General features: G+C 70.1%; 18 protein-coding genes and 1 pseudogene. 9 read left to right on the forward strand and 10 right to left on the reverse strand.

The window, feature by feature from the left end:
• Positions 1 to 468: 468 nt before the first annotated feature.
• Positions 469 to 927 carry an ArsI/CadI family heavy metal resistance metalloenzyme gene (locus tag ACFY3C_RS05935; protein ID WP_390769853.1) on the reverse strand — a complete coding sequence of 153 codons (459 nt, stop codon included), beginning with the start codon at positions 925 to 927 and terminating at the stop codon, positions 469 to 471.
• Positions 928 to 952: 25 nt separating this feature from the next.
• Complete coding sequence (locus tag ACFY3C_RS05940) at positions 953 to 2,329, reverse strand: FAD-dependent oxidoreductase (RefSeq protein ID WP_390769937.1); 1,377 nt, start codon at positions 2,327 to 2,329, stop codon at positions 953 to 955.
• 142 nt (positions 2,330 to 2,471) lie between these two features.
• Here ACFY3C_RS05940 and ACFY3C_RS05945 point away from each other — a divergent pair, with 142 nt between their 5' ends.
• On the forward strand, positions 2,472 to 2,840 hold the full coding sequence (locus ACFY3C_RS05945; RefSeq protein WP_390769854.1) for an ArsR/SmtB family transcription factor: 369 nt from the start codon (positions 2,472 to 2,474) through the stop codon (positions 2,838 to 2,840).
• A 38-nt stretch (positions 2,841 to 2,878) separates the two neighbouring features.
• Complete coding sequence (locus tag ACFY3C_RS05950) at positions 2,879 to 3,418, forward strand: DinB family protein (RefSeq protein WP_390769855.1); 540 nt, start codon at positions 2,879 to 2,881, stop codon at positions 3,416 to 3,418.
• Here the strand turns inward: ACFY3C_RS05950 and ACFY3C_RS05955 are convergent.
• From ACFY3C_RS05955 to ACFY3C_RS05965, 3 genes are all read right to left on the reverse strand, one after another.
• Complete coding sequence (locus ACFY3C_RS05955; RefSeq protein WP_390769856.1) at positions 3,393 to 4,514, reverse strand: ArsO family NAD(P)H-dependent flavin-containing monooxygenase; 1,122 nt, start codon at positions 4,512 to 4,514, stop codon at positions 3,393 to 3,395. The two genes, ACFY3C_RS05950 and ACFY3C_RS05955, sit on opposite strands and share 26 nt — an antisense overlap.
• Complete coding sequence (locus ACFY3C_RS05960; protein ID WP_390769857.1) at positions 4,511 to 5,311, reverse strand: aquaporin; 801 nt, start codon at positions 5,309 to 5,311, stop codon at positions 4,511 to 4,513. Before ACFY3C_RS05960 ends, ACFY3C_RS05955 begins: the two co-directional genes overlap by 4 nt.
• 61 nt (positions 5,312 to 5,372) lie before the next feature.
• On the reverse strand, positions 5,373 to 5,687 hold the full coding sequence (locus ACFY3C_RS05965) for an ArsR/SmtB family transcription factor (protein WP_390769858.1): 315 nt from the start codon (positions 5,685 to 5,687) through the stop codon (positions 5,373 to 5,375).
• A 103-nt stretch (positions 5,688 to 5,790) separates the two neighbouring features.
• Between ACFY3C_RS05965 and ACFY3C_RS05970 the strand changes: the two are divergent.
• The 5 genes and pseudogenes from ACFY3C_RS05970 to ACFY3C_RS05990 all read left to right on the forward strand — a co-directional run.
• Positions 5,791 to 5,919 (forward strand): annotated as a pseudogene (locus tag ACFY3C_RS05970) (arsenate reductase ArsC); the annotation flags it as partial.
• 128 nt (positions 5,920 to 6,047) lie between these two features.
• A complete protein-coding gene (locus ACFY3C_RS05975; protein WP_390769859.1) occupies positions 6,048 to 6,425 on the forward strand; it encodes a low molecular weight phosphatase family protein in 378 nt (125 codons plus the stop codon).
• A gap of 47 nt (positions 6,426 to 6,472) precedes the next feature.
• Positions 6,473 to 6,892: an arsenate reductase ArsC gene (locus ACFY3C_RS05980; protein ID WP_386571797.1), complete on the forward strand. Its 420-nt coding sequence runs from the start codon at positions 6,473 to 6,475 to the stop codon at positions 6,890 to 6,892.
• Positions 6,893 to 7,623: 731 nt separating this feature from the next.
• Entirely contained in the window at positions 7,624 to 8,946 is a 1,323-nt protein-coding gene (locus ACFY3C_RS05985) for a vanadium-dependent haloperoxidase (protein WP_390769860.1), read from the forward strand.
• A 63-nt stretch (positions 8,947 to 9,009) separates the two neighbouring features.
• Complete coding sequence (locus tag ACFY3C_RS05990) at positions 9,010 to 10,068, forward strand: zinc-dependent alcohol dehydrogenase family protein (protein ID WP_390769861.1); 1,059 nt, start codon at positions 9,010 to 9,012, stop codon at positions 10,066 to 10,068.
• 252 nt (positions 10,069 to 10,320) lie between these two features.
• Here the strand turns inward: ACFY3C_RS05990 and ACFY3C_RS05995 are convergent, their stop codons facing one another.
• Both ACFY3C_RS05995 and ACFY3C_RS06000 read right to left on the reverse strand, forming a co-directional pair.
• Entirely contained in the window at positions 10,321 to 11,526 is a 1,206-nt protein-coding gene (locus ACFY3C_RS05995) for a cytochrome P450 (protein WP_390769862.1), read from the reverse strand.
• Entirely contained in the window at positions 11,526 to 12,524 is a 999-nt protein-coding gene (locus tag ACFY3C_RS06000) for a DUF1259 domain-containing protein (RefSeq protein WP_386571805.1), read from the reverse strand. Before ACFY3C_RS06000 ends, ACFY3C_RS05995 begins: the two co-directional genes overlap by 1 nt.
• A gap of 565 nt (positions 12,525 to 13,089) precedes the next feature.
• Here ACFY3C_RS06000 and ACFY3C_RS06005 point away from each other — a divergent pair.
• Positions 13,090 to 15,993 carry a SpoIIE family protein phosphatase gene (locus tag ACFY3C_RS06005; protein WP_390769863.1) on the forward strand — a complete coding sequence of 968 codons (2,904 nt, stop codon included), beginning with the start codon at positions 13,090 to 13,092 and terminating at the stop codon, positions 15,991 to 15,993.
• 57 nt (positions 15,994 to 16,050) lie between these two features.
• Here ACFY3C_RS06005 and ACFY3C_RS06010 read toward each other — a convergent pair whose 3' ends face one another.
• Genes ACFY3C_RS06010 through ACFY3C_RS06020 form a run of 3 tightly spaced genes read right to left on the reverse strand, consistent with a single transcriptional unit; the run spans position 16,051 to position 18,902 of the window.
• The gene (locus tag ACFY3C_RS06010; protein WP_386571809.1) at positions 16,051 to 17,271 is read right to left on the reverse strand and encodes a cytochrome P450; all 1,221 of its coding nucleotides are present in this window, start codon (positions 17,269 to 17,271) and stop codon (positions 16,051 to 16,053) included.
• 12 nt (positions 17,272 to 17,283) lie between these two features.
• A complete protein-coding gene (locus tag ACFY3C_RS06015; protein WP_386571810.1) occupies positions 17,284 to 18,678 on the reverse strand; it encodes an NAD(P)/FAD-dependent oxidoreductase in 1,395 nt (464 codons plus the stop codon).
• Positions 18,675 to 18,902, reverse strand: a complete 228-nt coding sequence (locus ACFY3C_RS06020; RefSeq protein ID WP_386571811.1) for a ferredoxin — start codon at positions 18,900 to 18,902, stop codon at positions 18,675 to 18,677. Before ACFY3C_RS06020 ends, ACFY3C_RS06015 begins: the two co-directional genes overlap by 4 nt.
• Positions 18,903 to 19,256: 354 nt before the next feature.
• Here ACFY3C_RS06020 and ACFY3C_RS06025 point away from each other — a divergent pair, with 354 nt between their 5' ends.
• Complete coding sequence (locus tag ACFY3C_RS06025) at positions 19,257 to 19,934, forward strand: GAP family protein (RefSeq protein ID WP_390769864.1); 678 nt, start codon at positions 19,257 to 19,259, stop codon at positions 19,932 to 19,934.
• Positions 19,935 to 19,978: the final 44 nt, after the last annotated feature.

A 19,978-nucleotide genomic window follows, 5' to 3' on the forward strand; every position in this document is an offset into this window, starting at 1 on the left:
CGGTACAACCGGACGGACCGCAGGGCTCGCGGCGCGTCGTCCGGCACCTGGGTCTCCGACTTCTTCAGCTCCTCCAGGAGGGCTGAGTCGACCTCGGTCCACTCGGCCTCAACCGAGTACTGAATGCGGTCAGTCGCGGCGCGCGTCCTCGTTCGCTTTCCCAGGACCAGCACGGTAGCGGTTTTGGGTCCGTTGGTATGTGGCCGCAGATGGACACCCACATCCAAATCGGCCCGACCGGCAAGAAGTTGCGCCGGCGGCTGCTGGCGTTTCCGCTCGGACGCAGCCTCGTGTCCCGCGGTGCACGCCGCGGACGCCGTTGCCGGAGCATGGAGGCCCCGCAGTGGGCCTCCCTGAGTTGCGTGACGTTCTGAGCCCCTTCCCTGATGGGGAAGGGGCTCAGTCGTGTCTGATGGTTGCCGGGTGCCCGTGCGCCTCCCTGGTGCAGGGAGGTTGGTCATCGGTGGATCAGCAGCAGCCGCCCGCGACGGCTGGTTCCTTCGGGTCGGCCTCGGCCGGGCCGGTGCAGCAGGTGCTTCCCTGCTCTTTGGCCAGGGAGTCGGCGTCCCCCTTGACGACGTACACCTCCCAGGGTTCCTGACCGGGGCCGTGGACCCAGACCTTGTCCTGGAGGGCATAGCAGCAGGTGGTGTCGTTCTCCACGTCGGTGGCCAGGCCGGCCTCGCCGAGGCGGGTGGTGGCGGCGTGGACGGCCTCGGTCGTCTCGACCTCGACGCCGAGGTGGTCCATGCGTGTCGGCTCGTCCGGGGTGCCTTCGATGAGGACGAGCTTGAGCGGGGGTTCGGCGATGGCGAAGTTGGCGTAGCCGTCGCGGAGTTTGGCGGGCTCGGTGCCGAACAGCTTGGTGTAGAAGGCGATGGACGCGTCGAGGTCGGGGACGCGGAGGGCGAGCTGTACGCGGGACATGGCGAACCTCCTTGTGGGTGTGGGTTCAGCAGCCGCCGGAGGCGGCCGGGGCCCCGATGCCGATCTGCAGGGTGGCCGGGGCTGCGCAGCACCCGCCTCCCCCGCCGTTCTGGGCGGCTTCGGGGTCGTCGAAGAGGCCGGCGCCGCCGCATACGCCGGTCTCGGGGAGGGTCAGTTCGACGCGCTCGGCGGCTTCGCGGTCTCCGGCGATGGCGGCGGTGATGGAGCGGGCCTGCTCGTAGCCGGTCATCGCGAGGAACGTGGGGGCGCGGCCGTAGGACTTCATGCCGACCAGGTAGATGTCCTGCTCGGGGTGGGAGAGCTCGTTCACGCCATGCGGGTAGACGGTGCCGCAGGAGTGGACGTTGGGGTCGATGAGCGGGGCGAGCGCGGTCGGGGCCTGGAGGCGTTCGTCGAGGCCGAGGCGGACCTCGGAGAGGAAGGAGAGGTCGGGGCGGAAGCCGGTGAGGACGATGATCTCGTCGACCGGGTCGAGGCGGCGGCCGTCCTCGGCGACCAGGATCAGGCGGCCGTCGGTGTCGCGCTCGACGGCCTCGGTGCGGAAGCCGGTGGCCGCGCTGGCGTGGCCTGCCTCGACTGCGGCCTTGGCGCGCAGGCCCAGTGCGCCGCGGGCGGGAAGCTGGTCGGCCTCGCCGCCGCCGTAGGTGTTCGCGCTGATACCACGGCGCAGGATCCACACCGCGTGCGTGCCGTCCTCCTCCTTGGCCAGGTCGGCGAGGTGGGCGAGGGCGGTGAAGGCCGAGGCGCCCGAGCCGACGACGGCGGTGCGCTTGCCCGCGTACCGGGCGCGGACGGCCGGGTCGCCCAGATCGGGGACGCGGTAGGAGACGCGGTCGGTGGCCGTCTTCTCGCCGAGGGCGGGCAGGCCGTCGGCGCCCATCGGGCTGGGGACGGACCAGGTGCCGGAGGCGTCGATGACGGCGCGGGCGGCGATGCGCTCCTCGTGGCCGTCGGCGAGTTGGATGTGGACGGTGAAGGGCTGCTCGTCGCGGCCGGAGTCGACGATGCGGTCCCGGCCGGCGCGGGCGACGCCGGTGACCGTGGCGCCGTAGCGGACCTTGTCGCCGAGGGTGTCGGCGAGCGGCTGCAGGTACTTCTCGGCCCAGTCGTCGCCGGTGGGACAGGTGGCGCCGTCGGGGCGCACCCAGCCGGTCGGGGCGAGCAGCTTCTCGGCGGCAGGGTCGGTGACCTCGGCCCAGGGGGAGAACAGCCGCACGTGCGCCCAGTCCCGGACGGCGGAGCCGGCAGACGGTCCGGCTTCCAGGACCAGCGGTTCGAGGCCGCGCTCGACGAGGTGGGCGGCTGCGGCGAGGCCGATGGGGCCGGCTCCGATGACCACGACGGGCAGCTGGTCGGTGGTGGGCACGCTGTTGATGGACACGGCCACGGGGTTCCCCTTTGATTCGACGTTTGTCGATGGCTTGTGCGGCCAGCATGGCACCTGATTAGGTAGACGTCAATATAGACATCTATCGAATGCTTGACCCTCGCCATCCTGGTTCGACATGTGTCAACATAGACATATGTCGAATATGAAGGTGCTGCCGCTGCTGGAGCCGGAGGGCTCCGACGCTGTGGTGCCGTGCTGCCCACCCCTCACCGAGCGCCCCCTGACCGCTGAACAGGCGGAGAAGACCGCTCGGATGTTCAAGGCGCTCGGCGATCCGGTGCGGTTGCGGCTGTTCTCGCTGGTCGCCTCGCACGAGGGTGGCGAGGCCTGCGTGTGCGACATCTCCGACGTCGGCGTCTCCCAGCCGACCGTCTCCCACCACCTGAAGAAGCTCAAGGAGGCCGGGCTGCTGACTTCCGAGCGGCGTGGCACCTGGGTGTACTACCGGGTGGAGCCGTCGGTGGTCGCCGCGATGGGGCAGATGCTCGGCACTCTCGGCTGAGCCGACCGCACAAACCGTACGGCGAGCGGGAGGGTCCGATGGACGAGCCGTCGGTGGACCGTCAGGCGGTCCACGAAGAGCTGGAACGTGCCCGTGCGACGTTCCATGGGCTTCTCGACGAAGCCACCGAGGACGACTTGCGTCGGCCCACCGACGGCACCCGGTGGACCAACGAGCAGCTGCTGTTCCACATGCTCTTCGGCTACCTCTTGATCTGGCCGCTGCTGGTCCTGCTGCGGATCTTCGGGCGGCTGCCGCGCGGTGCCAGCCGGGCCTTCGCCCGGCTCCTCAACGCGGGAACCAAGCCCTTCGACGTGGTCAACTACCTGGGCCCTGTCGGCGGGGCGAGGGTCCTCGGGCGCCGCCGGATGGGGACGGTCCTTGACCGTGTGATCACCTTCCTGCACGGCCGCCTCGACGCCGAACGGGAGAGCGACCTCGCGCTCGCCATGCACTACCCCACCCGCTGGGACCCGTTCTTCCGCGACGTCATGACCATCGCCGACCTCTACCGATACCCGACCCGGCACTTCGACTTCCATCGCCAGCAGCTCACGCTGACCCACACGGATCGCTGAGGCGGGAAACCGGATTCGCGCCCGGCGGTTGACGCGCGCCCGCGGCGAGTAGCGTGCTGATCTCGCGGGCTGCCTCGCGGGCCGGGCGGCCGACACCGATGAGGGTGGCGGAGGCGGGGCCGGTCCAGTCGCCGTAGCCGAGCAGATGCAGGCGCGGTTCGTCCACCGCCCTGGTGCCCTGCATGGCGATGCGGCCGCGTCGGCCGCGGAGTTGAAGCGGGGCGAGGTGGGAGAGAGCGGGCCGGAAGCCGGTGCACCAGATGATCGCGTCCGCCTCCGCGCGGGTGCCGTCGGCCCACTCGACGCCGCGCTGGACGAGCCGGGTGAACATGGGGCTCGCCTTGAGCAGGTTGCCGTCACGGGCTGCGCGTACGGGCGGGACGGCGACGATGTCGCCGAGGGAGGCGACGCCGCCGGCGTCGGTGCGGCCCTCGTCGAGCGCGCGGCGGCGGGCGGTGGCGGCGTCGAACAGGGCCCGGCCGTCGATGTCGTCGGCGAGGTAACGGGGCGGGCGCTGGGTGACCCAGGTCAGCTCGGTGTGGTGGGCCAGGTCAGCCGCGATCTGTGCTCCTGAGTTTCCGCCGCCCACCACGACCACCCGACGGCCTTCGACGTCCTGCGGTCGCCGGTACTCGACGGTGTGCAGCTGGCGTCCCTCGAAGGCCGTGCGGCCCGGGACGGCGGGGAGGAAGGGCCTCCACCAGGTTCCGGTCGCACTGATCACGGCACGGGCGTGCCATGTGCCGGAGTCGGTCTCCACGCGCAGTTTCCCGCCCTCCCGGTGGACCCCGAGGACGCGCACACCTCGCTCGACGGGAAGCTCGTAGCGCTTCTCGTAGTCGGCGAGGTAGTCCACGACGTGCTGCGCGTCCGGGTAGACCTCGCCGGGCTGTGGTGGCATGAGGCGGCCGGGCAGCGAGGAGTAGGCGGCCGGGGAGAACAGGCGCAGGGAATCCCAGGTGCGCTGCCAGGCGCCGCCCGGTGTGGTCGGGGCGTCGAGGATGACGAAGTCGACGCCCAGACGGCGCAGGTGGTAGCCGGCGGCGAGGCCGGCCTGGCCGCCGCCGATCACCACCACCTGCGAGACCGGTGTCATCCGGTCGGCTGCTCTTCGGCCGTCCGGCCGGGCATGAAGATGAGGGCCACCAGGGTCAGTCCGACCACGGCGCCGACGAGCTGCATGCCGATGAAGGCCGCGACCGAGCCCGGTGCGATGCCCGCGAAGGTGTCGGTGAAGGCTCGGCCGATGGTCACCGCCGGGTTGGCGAAGGACGTGGACGAGGTGAACCAGTAGGCGGCGCCGATGTAGGAGGCGACCGCGACGGGGGCGAAGCGCAGCCGGTCCGTGCGGGCCAGGCCGAAGATCAGCAGGATCAGGCCCGCGGTGGCGACGACCTCGCCGAGGAGCAGGTGTCCGGCGGAGCGGTCGTGGGTGGACCACTTCACCAGGGGCTCGCCGAACATGGCATCGGCCAGGACAGCGCCTGCGATCGCGCCGGCGATCTGGGCGGGGACGTAGACGGCCGCCTCGCGCAGGGTGACGCCGGCGCCGCTGCGGCGGGCGGTGAACCACTCGGCGAGAGTGACGGCGGGGTTGAAGTGCGCGCCGGATACCGGGCCGAGCAGGGCGATCAGGACGCCGAGGCCGAAGACGGTGGCCGTGGAGTTGGCCAGCAGCTGCAGGCCGACGTCCTTGGTCAGCTCGGTGGCCTGGATGCCGGATCCGACCACGATGACCACGAGCGCCGCCGTGCCGACCAGTTCAGCGGCGGCCTTGGCCGGCAGTGGAGGGGTCTGCGGCGGGGTGGCGCCCGGGGCGGGTTGCGGCGCGGTGCCCGGCGCTATGGCGGATTCCTCGGCTCTGTCGTGTTCGGTGGCCTCGGTGGCGCTCAACAGGACTCCTCGGTGCGTTCGAAAAGGCGACGGGACGCGGCGATGGACGGGCGCCGGAAGATCAGGGGCAGGACCGCTTGACGTTGTTCTCGGCGGTGGCGCGCGCGGTCTCCGCGAGGTCGGCGAACTGACCGGCGAGCGAGGCGATGACGTCGGGCTTGAGCCGGTAGTAGGTGAACCGGCCGCAGGGCTCCGTCTCCACGACCCCGGCCTCGCGCAGCACCTTCAGATGGTTGGAGAGGTTGGTCTGCTTGGCCCCCGTCTCCTCGATCAGGTGCGTCGAGCAGAGCGTCTCCTTGGCCAGCAAGGTGACGATCTGGAGGCGGAGCGGGTCGGCCAGAACCCGCAACAGATCAGTGTCGACTGACGTCAGCATGGACTGATACTCTCACATCACTCCCGGCTGATACCAGCCTGGGCTGATCCTTGGGACCCGTATCCCAGCACGAGTTGGGACCCATGCCCCGAAGGGGGTTCCCATGACCGCGTCGCCGCCCCCTGTCCTGCCCGACGAACGCCTCGCGTCCGGTATCGCCCGGCTCTCGGTGCGTTACCGCGGGCACTTCTCCCCGGAGACCATCCAGCGCCTGATCACCGACTCCTACGAGCGCCTCGCCGAGCACGCCCGTGTCCGCACGCATCTCGTCGTGCCGGCCGAGCACCTGGCACCGAGCGCCTCGACGCCCTCTCCCACATCGAGGGCGCACCGGGAAGTGGTCTTCCGCGGGTGCTGTTCGTGTGCAGCCGCAACGCCGGACGCTCCCAGATGGCCGCCGCCCTGCTCGCCCATCGCGCCCACGGCCATGTGGTCGTCTCCTCTGCGGGCACGCACCCGGCCGCCGCGGTCGAACCGGTCGTCGCGCAGGTGCTCACCGAGGCGGGAGTGGACCTCACCGACGCGTTCCCCAAGCCGCTGACGGACGAGGTTGTGCAGGCCGCCGACATCGTCATCACGATGGGCTGTGGGGATGCCTGTCCCGTGCTGCCGGGCCGCCGGTACCTGGACTGGCCCGTCACCGACCCCGAGGGCGCGCCGATCGCCGTCGTCCGCGGCATCCGCGACGAGATCGACGCCCACACCACCGAGCTGCTCACCTCGCTGCCCAGCAGCTGAACCCGACCCCCGTACCAACTGCTGATCCACTTACGAAGGAAGTACCGATGTCCTCCAGCCCGCTCGCCTCCGTGCTGTTCGTCTGTGTCCACAACGCCGGGCGTTCGCAGATGGCCGCCGGCTTCCTCAACCACCTCGCGGGCGACCGGATCGAGGTCCGCTCCGCCGGCTCCATCCCGGGCGACCAGGTAAACCCCGCCGCGGTCGAGGCCATGAAGGAGGTCGGCGTCGACATCTCCGAGGCCAAGCCGAAGATCCTGACCACCGAGGCCGTCCAGGCGTCCGACTACGTCATCACCATGGGCTGCGGCGACGCCTGCCCGATCTTCCCCGGCAAGAAGTACCTCGACTGGGCGCTGGAAGACCCGGCGGGCAAGGGCGTCGAGGCCGTCCGCCCCATCCGCGACCAGATCAAGACCCGTATCGAGGCCCTGATCGCCGAAATCGACGCCCAACAGGACGCGTAACCTCCGCGAGGGATCGTGGGATGCGGGAGGTCATCGGCTCGGCCCCCTCGAAGATCGCCTTCGGCCGGCCGAGTCGGCAGCGTGCCGCTGAGCGCCTCGCGTCGGCAAGAAGTTGCTGCCTCTGACGGTCAAGAACGCTGGGCGGTGGGTCAGGCCCGGGTGTCGGCGTCCGGCATGGAGGCCGCGAACGCCTCGGGGCCCTGCTCCGCCGCTGCCGGGTCCATCCACATGACCGCCAGCCGTGGCCGTCGAGGTCGAAGAAGCTGCGTGAGTACATGAAGCCGTAGTCCTCGGCGCCATCCGCCTCGGAGCCGCCCGCCGCGAGCGCAGCGGCGCTGACCGTGTCGACCTCTTCGCGGGACGACACGCTGAAGCAGTACAGCGCCAGCGTGTGCGTGGTGGGATCGGCCATCGGCAGTTTCGCGAACTCCGCGAACTTCTCGCGGCTGAGCAGCATGACGAAGGCGTGTTCGCCGACCAGTATGCAGGCGGCGGTCTCGTCGGTGAACATCGGGTTGAAGCCGAACCCGAGCTTGGCGAAGAACGCCTTGCTGGGGAGGGTGCCCTGGGTCTGTCCGGTATCGGCGAGTTGTCTTGCTCGCGCAGTGGGCCGTTGCTAAGCCTTGGGAACTCAACGCTGGGAGCACGCTGTGCATCAAGAGCCCCCTCTTCCCGTTCCTCCGCGTTCACGTGTCCGGGCATTCATCTGCGCCGTCGCGGCCATCGCCCTCGTGACGCTCACCGCCGCGACCAGTCCCCCCGACGCGGACACCCGGACCGTGGCGGACCCGGCAGCCGTGGTCCGCGAGTGGAACGCCATCGCCACCGACACGATCAAGACCAGCCTCGGCCCACGCCCCTCCGGGCAGGTGGCGATCTGGGAGGGGTTCCTCTCCGTCGCCGTGTACAACGCCGTGGTGGGGATCGAAGGCGGCTACGCCCTGTACAAATGGCACGAGCACGGTCCGGCCAAGGCATCCTCCGCGGCGGCCGCCGCCACCGCGGCCCACGACGTGCTGCTCACCTACTTCCCTGCCTTCAAGGAGCGGCTCGACACCGCCTACGCGGACTCGCTCGCCGCTCTTCCGCCCGGTCAGGCCAGAGAGAGGGGCGTGGACTACGGAAGGCGCGCTGGCGCCCGCATCATCGAACTCCGGGAAGGGGACGGCAGGTTCGCGGATGTTCCGTTCACCGCTTCCCCGGCACCGGGGGTCTGGCGGCCCACCCCGCCCGCGTTCCAGCCCTTCATCGACACCTGGCTCGCCAGGCTCCGCCCCCTCCTGCTCTCCTCGCCGCAGCAGTTCCGCCCCGGCGGACCATCCGCCCTCTCCTCGGCCGCTTACGCCGAGGACGTCCAGGAGCTGAAGGTCATGGGCGCGAAGACCGGCTCGGGCAGGAGCGCGCAGCAGACCGAGACCGCCCTCTTCTTCAGCGGCAACCTGGTCGCACAGGTCCAGGAAGCCGTACGAGACCACGCCGCCCGGCACCGGCTCGGCATCGCCGAGACGGCCCGGCTGTTCGCCGCCGTGAACGCGTCGGCGACCGACGCCGTCGTCACCGCATGGGACGCCAAGCTCCACTACGGCTCCTGGCGGCCGATCACCGCCATCCGCCTCGCCGACACCGACGGCAACCCCGCGACGACGGCAGACCCGGCCTGGGAGCCGCTGCTCCCCACCCCACCGCACCCGGACTACATCGCCGGCCATACGACCGTCACCGCTGCCGTAGTACGCGCCCTGACCGGCGTCCTCGGCACCTCGCACATCGACCTCCACGTCCCCTCCGAGGTCACCGGCACCACACGGTTCTACGGGTCCGCCGACGACCTCAACCAGGACGTCGTCGACGCGCGTGTGTGGGGCGGCGTCCACTCCCGCACGGCGGACGTGGCCGGGTGCCGGGCCGGCACCCACGTGGCCGCCTGGGCGCTGGACCACTACTTCCAGCCGGTCGACAAGGACGGTACCCAGCCGTCCCCGCCGACACGAACGGCTCGGCAGGACAGGTCCGCCGCCGGGAATCTTTCCGGGGCCGGACGTAGCGTGAAATGACAGATTCACATCCGAACTCATGATCATCTTGAGTGGGTCGAAAGGCCGCTCATGCCTCAATCCATGCGCGCGCTCGTAGCTGTGAAGGCCGGCGAGCCCACCGATGTCCTGCGGCTGGAATCCCGGCCTGTACCCACGCCGAAAGCCGGTCAGGTGCTGATCCGTGTGAAGGCGACTCCGATTCACGCCAGTGATCTGCACGTGCTGCGCGGCCGCTACGGTTTCTCCCCCGGGTTTCCCGCTGTCGGGGGTCACATGGAATGCGTGGGCCGTATTGCGGCCCTGGGCCCGGGTACCGAGGGGCTGACGGTCGGTGAGCGCGTGGTGGCCGCTGTGGTCCCGGCGGTACCCGGGCCCCCTGTGGACGGCACCTGGCAGGAGTACCTCGTTGCCGACACGCGAAGGCTTCTGCCGGTCCCCGACCGTCTGAGCGACTCCAGCGCCTGTCAACTCGCGGTCAACCCGTTGACCGCGCTGCTCCTCGTGACGCGCGAACTCGACGTACAGCCGGGCGAATGGCTGTTGCAGACGGCCGCGGGCTCCACCGTCGGCCGGCTCGTCATTCAGCTGGCCAGGCATCTGGGCGTGCGGACGATCAATGTCGTGCGGCGGCGCGCTGCCGTCGAGGAGATCAAAGCGCTTGGCGGTGACGAGGTCATTTGCACCGAGGACGAGGACCTGGTGCAGCGTGTGGCTGAGATTGCGGGGCCGGTCGGCGTGCGGAAGGCCGTCGACTGTGTCGCGGGTCCCGTGGGTGCCCAGGTGTCCCAGTCATTGGCTCCGGGAGGGGAGGTCGTGGTCTACGGCGCACTCTCGACCCATCGGCAGACCGACCCTGCGGCACTGACGATCCCGCTGCAGGCACGCTCGGTCATCTACGAGACCAAAGCGGTCCGTGGCTTCTGGCTGAACCGCTGGTTCGGCGCTGCCTCACCCGAGGATGCGCTGCGCGCGCTGTCCCAGGTTCGTGGTCTGGTCGCCGACGAGGTGCTGAGCATCCCCCGGGGCCGGCCGTTCCCGCTCGAACGCTTCACCGAAGCCGTCTCGCTCGCCGAAGCACCCGCACACGGCACCAAACCACTGTTCGTCTTCGAAGACGGCCGGGACGAAGACGACAGATAGGAAGGCGGCCCTGCCGGTGTGGCCGCGGCGGGCCAAGACTGCCGAGTGAACGTACCGGACTGGTCGACTCCGCTGCCTGCTGGTGGCAGGGCAGGGCAGCACGGGCCGAGTTGCTGGGCGACACCGGTGAGAGCGCCCCCGCTGCGCGCCTGCGTGGCCCCGCGAGCCCCCCTTCCTGGCCGGGAAGGGGGGCTCGTCGGTGTTCGGTGGCGTCCGTGCGTCGTCCGTGCGTCCGACGCGATGCAGGCCTTCCTACCAGGCCACCGGCAGCTCCAGCGGAAACCGCCTGATCGTCTCCGTGTCCCAACGCAGCTCCTCCGGCGGCACTGCGAGCCGCAGGCCGGGGAACCTCTCCACAAGGCGGCCGATGGCCACTTCGAGTTCCGCCATGGCCAACGGCATGGCGATGCACCGGTGTCCGCCCCAGCCGAAGGTCATGTGCGGAGCGGTGGGGCGGTCGAGGTCGATGTCGTGGGGGGACGGGTAGCGCTCCGGGTCACGGTTGGCCGTCAGGTACGACACGTGCACGAAGTCGCCTGCCTTGATCCGCGCACCGTCCAGTTCCACGTCCTCGAGAGCCACGCGTGGGATTCCGACACCCTTGCGGAACGGGATGCAGCGGAGCATCTCGTGCACGACGTCGGTCACGGTCTCGGGCCGGCGCCTGAGGTGCTGCATCAGTTCGGGACGGGTCAGGAGCAGGTAGGTGATGTCGCTGATCTGGCAGGTCGCCGTGTCCTGGCCGCTGAGCGCCAGCGTCAGTGCCATGACCGCCAGTTCCTTGTCGTCGAGCTGTTCCTCGCCCTCCCGCGCCGCGGCCATAGCGCTGATGAGGTCGGGGCCGGGTGAGTTCCGGCGCTGTTCGACGAGTTTGGCGAAGTAGGCCGTCAGATCGGCCTTGGCCGTCGCGGCGGCCTCCTTGGTGCCCGCGCCGACGACGAGCAGTTGGTGCACGGACTCCTCGATCCGGGGCCATTCCTCCCGTTCGATACCGAGGAGGTCCAGGATGGCGTGCTGGGGGAGCGGGTTGGAGAGGTGCTGGACCAGGTCCGCCGGCGGTCCCTGCTTCTCCATGTCGTCCAGCAGGCGGTCCGTGAGCCAGGTGATCCGCTGCCGCATGCCTTCGACCTGCTGCTGTGTGAAGGCCTGCGAGGCCAGGTGGCGGACGCGGCTGCTCTGCGGCGGGTCCATCACGTTGATCGATTCCGGCGAGACGATGGGCTCCGGCGTCATCCGGGGGTAGTCGTGACCGATGATGCCCGCCCTGCTGAACCGTGGGTCGGTGGTCACCTGCTTGACGGAGTCGAAGCCGGTGATCAGCCAGGCATCCGCAGCGCCGTAGCGAAGCCGGATGCGCGCGGGGGAGCGGCGCTGCATCAGGTCCGCGAGCGCGGGGTCGAAGTCGAGTGCTTCGCTGAAGTCGAACGGGCAGGTGATTGTCTCGTTGTCCGCGTCCATCAGCCGGTTCCTCCAGGCATGGGTACGACGTTGGTGACGTCCACGGCCCGGCGAACGGCCCCGGCGAGCCTGACGGCATCGCCGACGGCCCAGTAGTGGACGAAGAACAGGCGTGGTTCGTCGGTGAGGTTGTGGTGGTGCACCTCGACGAGTTCGACCCCACCGCGTCGCAGGGCCGTGAGGGCGGGCTGGACCTCGCCGGCGATCATGGCCAGGTCGCCGCTGAGGGCGGCCCTTCCGCCGCCGAGCGGCTGGAAGTTGACGGAGGTGGTGGAGCCCAGTCCCGGAGGCAGGGCCAGATGGCCGTCGGCGATGGTCTCGCGGCGGACATAGGTGGACTTGTAGATCTTGCCGTCGGGGGAGCCCTTGACGCCCATCGCGGCGTCGATGGCGGTGGTGTCCAGGTCGACGCGCGGCGAGGGGGTGGCGGGTGCGGCGGGTGGAGTACGGGTGCGGTCGAATGCGGCGCGCAGACCGCGGGCGATGGCGACCGGGTCGTGACCGTGGGCGTGCAGGTGGACCCACCAGACGTCCGGTTCATGGGCGAGCAGGTGCTTGTGGATGGCGGTCTGCATGATCCCGTGCTCATTCAGGACGTCGCAGAAGCGCTGCAGTTCGCGTTCGGTGACCACCGCGTCGCCCATCAGGAGCGTGCTCTGGTCCGCGTATCGGACGAAGGACACGTGCGTACCGAGGGCGAGCGCGGGGTCGATCAGAACGCCTCGCGAGATGACCTTGAGGTCCTGACGCGGCAAGGCCGTGTGGTACATGAACCGCCGCATGTCACCGGGTCGGCCGAGAGACTCGCCCACCTCCGTCCAGTCCGTCAGCTTGGTCATCACCGGTGCGACCAGGGCGCGGTCCGTCGGTCCGGCGGACAGGGCGTGGGCCCGGGCCGGCACACCGGCAGCTATGGGCGCCAGGGCGGCCGCCGCCAGCACACGACGCCGGGACGCGGAGAGTCGGGAGCGGGTGTCTTGCTGTCTCTCGTCAGTCATGTCATGGGCCTCCACTCAGGATGCAAGCACGGGAGACCGCGTCGACCGCTGATCGGCACAGCTGCACCCGACCAGGTGGGCTAATACCGGGTTCGGCGCTGTGGAGTGCCGCCCAACGGAGCACCTCGACTTGCCGCTCTCTGTGCGAGCAGGACGCTTGTCGTGGAGACACGCTTCGCGGAAGAGACCCCGATGAGCGCCAATGGTGGAACCGGGGCGGATGCATCCAGTGACAGACGGTGGGCGTACCCGAGGAGGGCTCAGGCGCCCTCCTCGGCGGACGGGGTCCGAGTTCTCCGGTAGGCACGGTTCCCCGGAGCAGATCAAATCACCTAAGTTATTCCGATTAGGATGTATTGGACGGATGTAGATCGCCGCAGGTCCACATCTGATCACTTGCAGCCCGGCGGGTGAGCGGAGGCGACAGTCGACAGTGGTGAACAGCAGAGGTGGCGAAGCGCACAGCACCGAACCGTCCATGCCGCACGTCCCCCAGTCGCTGAACCAACCGCAGGGCCTGCGGTCCATACCGACCGCACGGCCCTCGGAAACACACCGCATACGGATGCGGCTGCTCAATGCCGTGGACGAGGACCGGCGCGATGTCGACGTGCTGATGACCGCGCTCCAGCAGGCGGTGGCCGAGGTGCACGGCCTGGGCGGCATGGTGCATCTCCCGGGCGGCGGCATGAGCGGCATCCTCTACCTGGTCGCCGACAGCGGCCTGCCGGAGTCGATGACCCGGCCCTGGCTGATCATTCCGGTACGCGGCACGGCCCCGCCCAGCAGGGCCGCCCGCAACGACACCATCACCTGGCAGCCCGACCTGGCCCCGCCCGACCCGGTGCCCGGCCGGGACCCCGCCGCCCTCTGGCCTTCCCGGCTCCCCGCCGGCATCGGTCACCTGGCCGTCCCCGTTCCGGGCGGTGGCGGGCGACGCGGCGCGCTCTCCGTCCTCTTCGCCCCGGGCGACGAGCCCGGTGCGGCGGAGTGCGCGTTTCTGGACGAGGTGGCGGCCTGGATGTCCGGGAGGCTCGGGGCGTCCGGGATCCTCAATCCGTCCCCCACCCTGCTGCGCGACCTGGAGAACGAGCCAGGACCGCGGGAGGCCGCCTCGCCGTGGGACGTGGAAGGGGCGCCCTCCGTCACGTACACCTGGGACCTGCGCACCGGCGAGCTGACCTCCGACCGGCCCGTCGAGGAGGTGGTGGCCGGCATCGATCCGGAGGTGATGAGCGGTGGCATCGAGGCGTGGGCGGCACTGATCCACCCGGACGACCTGCCGGCGGCGGTGGCCGGCTTCGACACGGGCATTCAGCTCCGCGGCGGCTTCCAGAACGAGTACCGGGTCCGCCGGCAGGACGGCACGTACCTCTGGATCGAGGCCAGTGCCCGGACGATCACGGACGAGGACGGGGCGCCGGTGAAGGTGATCGGCACCCTCAGGGACACCAGCGAAACACATGCCGCCGCCGAGTCGGTGGGGCGGGCACTGCGACACATGAGCGACGGCTTCGTCTCCCTGGACACGGACTGGCGCATCGGATTTCTCAACCAGGCCGCCGAGCGGTTCCTCGGCGCCGCGGGAGACGTGGCCGGAGCCCTGCTCTGGAACATCCCCGCGGTACGTGCCGTGCCGGGGCTGGAGCAACAGTGCCGGGCGACGGCGGCCGAAGGCCGGCCGGCCGAGTTCGACGTACCGGGGCCGGACGGGACGTCCTGGTACCACGTGCGGCTGGTGCCGGTGCCGGAAGGCCTCACGCTCTACATCACCGACACCACCGAGCGGCATCTGCGCGAGGCCGAGCGGGCCGCCGCGGAGCGGGCGTCCGCGGAGCGGGCGGCCCTGGTGCAGCGGATCACTCGGGAGCTGGCCGAGGCTGTCACGGCTCAGGACGTGATGGCGGCGGTGGCCGACGGCGTGATGACACCCCTCGGGGCCACGGGACTCATCATGCTCGGCGTGGTCGGCGACCGGCTGAACGTGGTCGGCTCCCGGGGATACACGGAGCGCTTCACCCGACTGCTGGACGGGCACTGGACCGTGCGGGACACCATGAACCCGGTGGGACACGCCCTGCACACCCGCACCCCCCTCTGCATCTCCTCCCCGGAGGAGTTCCTGAGGCGCTACCCGGCGGCCGAGACCCTGATCCGGGAGAGCGACAAGCAGGCATGGTCCTTTCTGCCGCTGGCGGTGTCCGGGCGCGAGATCGGCGCGGTGGTGATCTCCTTCGGCCGACCGCGGGTACTGGACGACGACGAACGAACGCTGCTGACCGCGCTCAGCGGACTGACCGCGCAGGCCCTGGAGCGAGCCGGGCTCTACGACGAGGCGACGACCCGGGCCCGTACCCTCCAGCGCAGCCTGCTGCCACAGGCACTGCCCGAGCTGCCCGAGGTGACGACGGCTGCGCGCTACCAGCCGGCCAAACAGGGAGCCGACGTCGGCGGCGACTGGTACGACGTGATTCCCCTCTCCGCGGCCCGGGTGGCGCTCGTGATCGGCGATGTCATGGGCCACGGCATGGCCGAGGCCGCCACGATGGGCAGGCTCCGCACGGCCGTGCGCACCCTCTCGGAGCTGGAGCTGCCGCCCGACGAAGTCCTCGGCCACCTCAACGACATCGTCGGCGAGCTGGGCAACGACGCCCTCGCAACCTGCCTCTACGGCATCTACGACCCGGTGAGCCGGTGTCTGTCGTACGCCAGCGCCGGTCAGCCGCCCCCGGCGGTGGCCCACCCCGACGGCACCGTCACCTTCCTGTCCATGAGCCCGGACCCGCCCCTGGGGGTGGCCGCTCCGCCCTTCGAAACGCTGGAGACCCCACTGCCCGCCGGCAGCCTGCTCGCCCTCTACAGCGACGGCCTGGTCGAGAGCAAGGACCGGGATGTCACCACCGGCATGAACCAGCTGGCCGAGCTGCTCCTCCAGTCCGTGCACGCCCTGCCGGCCTCACCGGCGGACGCGTCCGACCTGGACGCCCTCTGCGCGAACCTCACCTCCGCTCTCCTCCCTGCCCACGGCGCGCTGACCGACGACGCAGCCCTGCTGCTGGCCCGCACCCACCCGCTGGACGCGGAGAACGTCGCCGAGTGGCCGTTGCCGGAGGACCCGGTGGCGGCGGGCCGGGCCCGTGAGCTGGTCCGCGCCCAGCTCGCCGACTGGGACCTGGCCGACGAGGACCTGATCATGACCACCGAACTCCTGGTCAGCGAGCTGGTCGGGAACGTCATCCGGCACGCCTGCGGCCCGATGCGGCTGCGTATGCTCCGCAGCCGCGCACTGATCTGCGAGGTCTCCGACGCCAGCCTGACCACGCCGCACATCCGCCACAGCTCCGCCACCGACGAGGGCGGCCGCGGCCTGCAGCTCGTCTCCGCACTCTGCCAGCGCTGGGGCACCCGCCACACCCGCACCGGCAAGTCCATCTGGACCGAACAGCCCCTCCCTGCCGCCTCCGTTTGATGTTCGGGGGCGTGCGAGGAAGGGGCTGCTGCTCTGCCGGTGCCCTCGGCTGTCGCGTCACCCCTCGCTCTGCTCGACCTGCAGATGGATCGGGCCGCGAAGAACCGGGCTGCGCCGGTACGGCGGCGGGTCGGCGAGCAGGCTGGGCCGGTCGAGGCGGCGGACCAGTTCGGTCAGCGCGATCTGGGTCTCCCGTCGGGCCAGCGGGCCGCCGAAGCACAGGTGGATGCCGCTGCCGAAGCCGAGGTGCCGGTTGTCCCGGCGATCGGGGTCGAAGCGGTCGGGATCGTGGAAGCGGTCCGGGTCGCGGCTGCCCGAGGCCAGCATGAGCATGATCTGCGAGCCCTTGGGGATGACGGTGTCGGCGACGGTGATGTCGCTGTACGCCGCCCGCCAGGGAATGATGTGCACGGGCGGCTCGTAGCGCAGCAGTTCCTCGACCAGCGGGACGACCAGACCCGGTTCGTCGCGCAGTCGCTGGAGCATCTCCGGGTGGCGCAGCAGCGTCAGCATGCCGTTGGTGATGAGGTTGACGGTGGTCTCGTGGCCGGCGATCAGCAGCAGGTTGGCGGTGGCGACGATCTCCTCGTCGGCCATCCGCCCGTCCGGCCCGTCGTCGTTGGCCAGCTTCGACAGCAGGTCGTCACCCGGCCGGCCGTGGCGTTGCTCCAGCAGCCCGCCGAGGTACTCGTGCAGGTCCGTGCGGGCCTGCACGCCCTTTTCCAGTTTTTCCTTGGGGTCGGTCCTGGGGTCGTAGTCGATCGAGTTGATGAGGTCGTTCACCCACACGTGGAACCTCGGTTCGTCCTCGCGCGGCACGCCGAGCAGGTGGCAGATCACCGTGACGGGGAACGGGTAGGCGAAGTCGTCGACGATGTCGATCTGCTCCTTGCCCGCGAAGTCGTCGATCAGGCTGCCGACAATGCTGGTCAGCGTGGGGTCGAGGCCGGTCACCAGTCCCGGGGTGTGCGGGGGGCCGAAGTGGCGCATCGCCATCCGCCGCAGGCGGTCGTGCTCGGGCGGGTCCATGTTGATGAACGCCGGCGTGGTCTCTCCCTCCTTCCCGGGCATCGGGTGCGACAGATTGCGGACGTCGGAACTCAGGTGCGGGTTGTGCAGGAGGTCCGTGAGCTCGCGATAGGTGCTGACGACGTAGCTGCCGTCCTCCTGCCGGGCCACCGGCGTCCTGCGCAGCTCGGCGTACAGCGGGTACGGGTCGGCCCGGGAGGAGTAGTCGAGGATCCGGCGCAGCGTGTCGGGCGTCTCGGTCGTGGTCATCTTGCCTTCCCCTTACCGGTGGTGCTGCTGGATCGACGTGACGCGCCGCTCACCCGGGTCATTGCCGGTGACGACCACAGTGGCTCCCTGGGCGATCAGCTCGGGGCCGGGGAAGTCGACGGGCACCGGTTTGTTGTCGACGGGCTGGTCGGGTGTGGGGCACGGCGGCGGGAAGGGCGCGGCCGTCTCGATCAGCTGCCGGTAGTGGTCCAGCCACTTCGCGTTGTTGAAGCTCACCGCCGCGGTGACGCGGCCCCGGTAGCCGTATGCGGCGACGAAGCGGCGGTCGGACACCGACCCCTGGGTGACGACGACCTCGTCGGCGAAGGTCGGCACGCCGACGGACTTGATGTTGGCACCGAACTGGATCGACCAGAACAGCGGGATGGTCAGGTGGGGCCAGCGGTCGGCCTGGCCGCTGACCATGTTGTGCGCCGCGACCTCGGCCTGCTCCACGGCGTTGGCCCAGTGCTCCAGCGAGATGAGCCGGTACTCGTAGATCGGGTTCGGGCAGCGTGCCACGTCTCCGGCGGCGAAGACGTCGTCGGTGATCAGGCCGTTGATGTCGAGGGCGCGGCAGCCCGTGTCGCAGGCGATTCCCCAGACACCTGCCGCCAGTCCCGAGCCCCGCAGCCACTCGGTGTTGCGGATGCCCCCGAGCGCCACCACCGCCACGTCGGCGTCGATCGTGCTGCCGTCGTCGAAGTGGGCGCGGCGGAACCGCCCTTGAGCGTCGCCCTCCAGCCGGGTGACCTTGACGCCGCAGCGCAGGTCGACACCGTGTGCGCGCTGCATGTCGGCCGCGACCTCACCGATCATGGCACCGAGCGCCCCGACCAGCGGGGCCGGCGCGAGTTCGGCGACGGTCACCGGGATGTCGCGCTCGCGGCAGATGGAGGCGATCTCGGAGCCGGTGAATCCCGCGCCGATGACCAGGACGCGGGAGGGTCCGGCGGCGAGGGCTCGCTGCAGACCCTCGGCGTGCTCGCGCGTACGGACGACGAACACTCCGTCCAGGGCCGCCTCGCTCTCGACGAACCAGGGCCGGGCCCGTACCCCCGTGGAGATCAGCACCCGGTCGAAGGGAATCTCGCGTCCGTCGGCGAGACGCACGACGTTGGTTGCCAGGTCCAGCCCGCTGGCGGGCACCCCCAGCAGCCACTCCGCATTGATGTCACGGCGTCGCGGCAGTGCGGTGTTTCCGGCCGGCACCCACCCCGTCAGTACCTGCTTGGACAGGGGAGGCCGGTCGTAGGGTTCGCCCAACTCGTCACCGATCATGGTCAACGAGCCGGTGAAACCCTCGTCGCGCAGAGCCTCCGCCGCTCGCAGCCCCGCCAGCGAGGCCCCGACGATCACGATGCTGCCCTCGCGCTTGAGCGCTCGCAGGGTGTCCGCGCGGGTCATGACGGCGACGCCTCCACCGGTGCCTCCCGCCCCTCCAGCTGGTCGACCAGAATCGCTTGGACCGGGCAGGCCGCCGCGGCGCGCAGCACCTGCTCGCGCCGGGCGTCGTCGGGGCTCGGGTCGTACATCAGCGCTTCCTCGCCGTGCATCCGGAACGCGTCCGGAGCGAGAAACGCGCACTGCGCGTACCCCTCACACCGGGAAAGGTCCACGACAATTCTCATCCCGACCTCCACAGGGACTGCAGGCTGCGGACCCTGAAGCCGGTGCCACTCCGGCACGCACAGCGCGAGACAGGCTTCGAGAGGAGGGATTCGGCCGCTGCCCACCCCTGGAAAGCGCCTGGAAAGTGCGAGGGGGCGCACCGCGCTCGTCGGGTCTCAACAGAAAGAACTGAACGTCGCGCATTAGGCGACCGGCGTCTGTAAACCGCCCAGAGAACCTGACCTTGTCGTCAAAAGCCTATCCCGCGTGCACATCACCCGCACCCGGGGAACCAGGGCATGCGTGAGTGCCATTCACTCGCGTGCCGCGTGGCCCTGCGGCCAGGATCGTGCGCGGTCGTTGATTCTTTACGCATGGGTGAAGTGCTGGGCGATGTGCTGGGCTTGGCGGCCGGTGTCGCCGTCAGTCCCCTTCCGATCATCGCCATCATCATCGTGCTGGCCACGCCTCGGGGACGCGTGAACGGACTGGTGTTCGCCGCCGGTTGGGTGGTGGGTCTGTCGGCCTTGGGCGCGGTGATGCTGGTCATCGGCGGCCGGGGGAGCTCCACCACCCACGGGCAGCCGGCCGACTGGGTGGGGGCTCTCAAGCTCGCGCTGGGCGTGGCACTGGCTCTTTTCGGTGCGAAGCTCTGGCGTCATCGGCCGACCGATGTCACGCAGGCACAGTTGCCGAAATGGATGGCGGCGATCGACCGTTTCACACCGGCGAAGATCTTCCTTCTCGCCCTGTTGCTGTCGGCCGGGAACTTGAAGAACGCCCCGCTGACCATTGCCGCGGCAGCGACCATCAGCTCGTCGGGGCTGCCGGTCGCAGAGCAGATCGCCGCCCTGGCAATCTTCGTCTTCATCGCTTCCGTCGGACTGCTGACCCCTCTTGGGGTCTTCCTGGTCATGGGTGAACGGGCGAAGAACATGCTGGGCAACTGGAAGGAATGGGCGGCGCGGCACAACACCGCCGTCATGGCGGTGCTGTTCTTCGTGTTCGGGCTGAAGGTGCTGGGGGACGGCATCGGCGTTCTGGTTTCCTGACGAGCCGGCACCGCCTCCGGCTGTGGGGCCGGAGGCGGTTCACC

Source organism: Streptomyces sp. NPDC001410 (assembly GCF_042895235.1).
Lineage (GTDB): Bacteria > Actinomycetota > Actinomycetes > Streptomycetales > Streptomycetaceae > Streptomyces.

Excerpts from the sequence above, each read along its gene's own strand:
- ACFY3C_RS05995 (WP_390769862.1), bottom strand. The coding sequence starts at position 11,526 with ATGGACGCGGACAACGAGACAATCACCTGCCCGTTCGACTTCAGCGAA.
- ACFY3C_RS05990 (WP_390769861.1), top strand. The coding sequence starts at position 9,010 with ATGCGCGCGCTCGTAGCTGTGAAGGCCGGCGAGCCCACCGATGTCCTG.
- ACFY3C_RS06025 (WP_390769864.1), top strand. The coding sequence starts at position 19,257 with ATGGGTGAAGTGCTGGGCGATGTGCTGGGCTTGGCGGCCGGTGTCGCC.
- ACFY3C_RS06005 (WP_390769863.1), top strand. The coding sequence starts at position 13,090 with ATGCGGCTGCTCAATGCCGTGGACGAGGACCGGCGCGATGTCGACGTG.
- ACFY3C_RS06020 (WP_386571811.1), bottom strand. The coding sequence starts at position 18,902 with ATGAGAATTGTCGTGGACCTTTCCCGGTGTGAGGGGTACGCGCAGTGC.
- ACFY3C_RS06015 (WP_386571810.1), bottom strand. The coding sequence starts at position 18,678 with ATGACCCGCGCGGACACCCTGCGAGCGCTCAAGCGCGAGGGCAGCATC.
- ACFY3C_RS05945 (WP_390769854.1), top strand. The coding sequence starts at position 2,472 with ATGTCGAATATGAAGGTGCTGCCGCTGCTGGAGCCGGAGGGCTCCGAC.
- ACFY3C_RS05955 (WP_390769856.1), bottom strand. The coding sequence starts at position 4,514 with ATGACACCGGTCTCGCAGGTGGTGGTGATCGGCGGCGGCCAGGCCGGC.
- ACFY3C_RS06010 (WP_386571809.1), bottom strand. The coding sequence starts at position 17,271 with ATGACCACGACCGAGACGCCCGACACGCTGCGCCGGATCCTCGACTAC.
- ACFY3C_RS05950 (WP_390769855.1), top strand. The coding sequence starts at position 2,879 with ATGGACGAGCCGTCGGTGGACCGTCAGGCGGTCCACGAAGAGCTGGAA.
- ACFY3C_RS05935 (WP_390769853.1), bottom strand. The coding sequence starts at position 927 with ATGTCCCGCGTACAGCTCGCCCTCCGCGTCCCCGACCTCGACGCGTCC.
- ACFY3C_RS05980 (WP_386571797.1), top strand. The coding sequence starts at position 6,473 with ATGTCCTCCAGCCCGCTCGCCTCCGTGCTGTTCGTCTGTGTCCACAAC.
- ACFY3C_RS06000 (WP_386571805.1), bottom strand. The coding sequence starts at position 12,524 with ATGACTGACGAGAGACAGCAAGACACCCGCTCCCGACTCTCCGCGTCC.
- ACFY3C_RS05965 (WP_390769858.1), bottom strand. The coding sequence starts at position 5,687 with ATGCTGACGTCAGTCGACACTGATCTGTTGCGGGTTCTGGCCGACCCG.